Raw genomic sequence first — 268 nt, 5'->3', positions numbered from 1 at the left:
CCGATCTCCAGCAGTCGCAGGCGGAACGAAGGATCGCGCTCGCGCCGGCGGCACACGTAGGCGGCCACCGCCTCGGCGACCAAATCGTTGAAGGTGTCGGCGGTGGCGTTGTCGCGATAGAGCCCGGCGACCTTGTCCATCGAACCGTTCGGGAACAGCACGTCGGTGGCAAGCAGGCCACCGCGCAGGATCTCGGGCAGGCGCCGCAGGCATTCGTCGCTCAGTTCGGCCAGGGCGCGGCTTTGCGGATCGGCCAGATAACCCGGCA

1 protein-coding gene is annotated in these 268 nt (G+C 68.3%); it reads right to left on the bottom strand.

The window, feature by feature from the left end; all coding sequences use genetic code 11:
* Positions 1 to 268, bottom strand: a 268-nt coding sequence (locus tag HKX41_11715) for a hypothetical protein (GenBank protein ID NNC24800.1), incomplete at both ends; no start/stop codon positions are given.

It is taken from the genome of Salifodinibacter halophilus (assembly GCA_012999515.1).
In the GTDB taxonomy this organism is placed as follows: Bacteria; Pseudomonadota; Gammaproteobacteria; order Nevskiales; family Salinisphaeraceae; genus Salifodinibacter; species Salifodinibacter halophilus.
Note: the sequence above shows the minus strand (reverse complement) of the source record. Positions and strands in the feature narration are given on the sequence as shown.